Genomic DNA, 2501 nt, shown 5'->3' with positions numbered 1-2501 from the left:
GGCCCGGCAGACCCCCGCCTTCTTCACCACGCTGCTGAACCAACGCACCAACATCCCACCCCTGCGCTCGCTAGATTTGCCCAGTCCCTATCAGGCTTCGGTTCGTACCCAGGCCGGGTACTACCGCGTGACCCAGACAGAGCCCGTTTTGGATTTTGAAATCTTGCGCTAGGCAGGGCAGGTATTCGGGGCCTGTTCCAGCGCCGGCCTGTTGCTGTTGCCAAAACGTTGTGTATGAAGCTCCGTTCTACTGCTGCGCGGAAGAAAGCTAGCTAGGGCGGTGGTTGTGCCCTGGTCGGCGTGGCGGAAAGGGCAGTGACTGCCTGGCGGTTGCCTTAAAGCTGTTCACCCAGGAGGGCATGGTTTTTCTCAGCGAAACAGCTCCCTGGAGAGGCGCTCCGCCAGCGCAATCGGACAAGAGGGAACTGGGGAAAGTTGTGTTTGTGAGAGCCTTCATCCTATGGCCCGCTCGCGCGGACGGTAACTGCCTCTCCGGTCAGCGAAAAAGCTCGCGTGGCGGTAATGCGCACCGGCACCAGGGATCCCTTCAGTTGCTCTGGATCCCCTTCGAAGAACACCAAGCGATTGCCGCGGGTACGCCCCATTGCCTGGCGGGGGTTTTTCGGGTTGGGTCCTTCCACCAGCACCTCTTGCACCTGGCCTAGGAGTCGGGCACTGCGGGCGGCGGCCACCTCGGCCACCAGTCGGTTCAGCCGTTGCAGGCGGTCGCTTTTTTCCTCCTCGGGCACTTGGTCGGGCCACTCAGCGGCGGGGGTGCCGGGACGAGGGGAGTAGGCGGCGGTGTTCACTTGGTCAAAGCCAATGTCCTGCACCAGTTGCAGGGTTTCTTGGAACTGAGCTTCGGTCTCTCCCGGGAAGCCGACAATGGCATCGGCGCTGATGGCGGCTTCGGGCATGTATTGGCGGATGAGCTGGATGATCTGGCGATAGCGCTCGTGGGTGTAGCCGCGCCGCATCCGCTTGAGCACTTCGTTGCTGCCCGCCTGGAAGGGGATGTGGAAGTGCTCGCAGACTTTGGGCAGCTCGGCGCAGGTGGCGATCAGCTCCTCGGTAAAGTAGCGCGGGTGGCTGGTGGCAAAGCGAATCCGTTCAATACCTTCCACCGAATGGACGAAGCGCAACAAGCTGGCCAGGTTGGTTTTCGGATCCAGATCCCGTCCGTAGGCATCGATGTTCTGCCCCAGCAACGTCACCTCGCGGTAGCCCGCTCTGGCCACGTCTTCGATTTCGGCGCGAATGGCCTGGGGCTGGCGGGACTGCTCTTGCCCTCGCACCCGCGGCACGATGCAGTAGGTACAACGCTCGTTGCAACCGTAGATGACATTGATCCAAGCAGTGACCTGGCTGTCGCGGCGGGGCTTGGTGATGTCTTCTGGGATCTCAACCGGATCGGTGGCCACCACCTGGTTTCCGGCTTCCACCTGCGCCAGCAAATCCCCAAGGCGGTTCACGTACTGGGGGCCCATGACCAGATCCAGCTCAGGGACGCGGCGCAACAATTTCTCCCCCTCTTGCTGGGCCACACAGCCGGCCACGATCAGCTTGATGGCCGGGTTCTTGCGCTTGCGCTGTGCCTGGATGCCCAGGTAGGAATAGACCTTTTGCTCAGCATTGTCGCGGATGGTGCAGGTGTTGTAGAGAACTAAGTCCGCCTGCAACTCATCTTCGGTGGCCACATACCCCAGGGACTCCAGGATCCCGGCCATGCGCTCGGTATCGGCGCGGTTCATTTGGCAGCCGAAGGTGATGGTGTGGTAGGTGGGAGCAGCCATGGGAAGTAACAGCACAAAGAACCACCATCTTCGAGCTTAGCGGATCCTTAAAAATGGCTGAGGGGCTTGAGACTCCAACAGTTAATCTAGCTAGATAGAAATTCCTACACCGGCAAAGGCTCATGTTGCCCAAGCATCGTCCCAAGCAACTGTCGCTGGGCCCTCTGGAGTCGGAAATCTTGGACATCCTCTGGGATCTGGGCAGTGCCAGCACCCGTCAAATCCACGAGCGCATCTTGGCCGATCCGGATCGGGAGCTGGCCTATGCCTCTGTAACTACAGTTTTGCAGCGCTTAAGCCAGAAGGGCTGGGTGAGCTGTGAGCGCCGCACCGATCCCCAAGGGCGGAATCTGCCCATGCTGTGGCGGCCTCGTCTTTCGCGTCAGGAAGCGGCCAGCCTCAGGGCCTTCACCCACCTGCAGCAGTTTTTGGCTGTAGGGGATCCCGATACGGTGGCAGCCTTTGCCGATAGCCTGGATCAGGCCAGTGTGTCCCAGTTGCAGGCGATTGCCGAACGGCTGCGGGCAGCCCGTCAAGCCAGGAGGGATCCGCGATGAGCCACTTGGGCATGTTATTGCTGGGCTTGGGCCTCAGTTGGCTGTGGCGGGTGCAAGTGCGCCTGGATAAGGGGGGCGGGTGGAGCCGGCGTTGGCAGCGGGCTTGGATCCACTTCTTGCTGCCCCCGCTGCTGTTGCTGACCACTGCTCT

Annotated in this window: 2 protein-coding genes; one reads left to right on the top strand and one right to left on the bottom strand. The window is 61.2% G+C overall.

The features are described from left to right. Positions 1–458: 458 nt before the first annotated feature. Positions 459–1793: a tRNA (N6-isopentenyl adenosine(37)-C2)-methylthiotransferase MiaB gene (gene miaB, locus NW837_RS13890; protein ID WP_414332191.1), complete on the bottom strand. Its 1335-nt coding sequence runs from the start codon at positions 1791–1793 to the stop codon at positions 459–461. Between the two features lie 122 nt (positions 1794–1915). Between miaB and NW837_RS13885 the strand changes: the two genes are divergently transcribed. Continuing rightward, positions 1916–2350, top strand: a complete 435-nt coding sequence (locus NW837_RS13885; RefSeq protein ID WP_011433287.1) for a BlaI/MecI/CopY family transcriptional regulator — start codon at positions 1916–1918, stop codon at positions 2348–2350. Positions 2351–2501: the final 151 nt, after the last annotated feature.

The sequence above is a fragment of the Synechococcus sp. R6-10 genome (genome assembly GCF_047461815.1).
In the GTDB taxonomy this organism is placed as follows: domain Bacteria; phylum Cyanobacteriota; class Cyanobacteriia; order Thermostichales; family Thermostichaceae; genus Thermostichus.
The sequence above is the reverse complement of the archived record's forward strand: the minus strand, read 5'-3'. Positions and strand labels throughout refer to the sequence as shown.